The following is a 229-nucleotide window of genomic DNA, read 5'->3' as shown; positions in this document are numbered from 1 at the left end:
GGTTAATGCTAGTTACTGATCATGTCGCAGCCGAGACGCAGCAATAAATTAAACAACCAGATAAACATATCAACACTTTATCCCCTCACTCAGACGAAATGCTCTTTGCAATTGGACAAGGCGATAAAATTGTCGGTACGACTCGATTCACTGATTATCCTGAAGCTGCCAAAAGCAATCCAGTGGTAGGTCGATATAATGTTTTGAATATTGAACAAATTATTCAACT

Annotated in this window: 1 protein-coding gene; it reads left to right on the top strand. The window is 38.9% G+C overall.

Annotated elements, in window-relative coordinates:
• Positions 1 to 47 precede the first annotated feature (47 nt).
• Positions 48 to 229: ABC transporter substrate-binding protein (locus tag Q4519_RS22545; RefSeq protein ID WP_369293070.1), on the top strand; the 182-nt coding region annotated here is incomplete at its 3' end.

Origin of the sequence: Motilimonas sp. 1_MG-2023 (assembly GCF_030547455.1) — a bacterium.
Lineage (GTDB): Bacteria > Pseudomonadota > Gammaproteobacteria > Enterobacterales > CBDFNC01 > Motilimonas.
This window is presented reverse-complemented; position numbering and strand designations above follow the sequence as displayed.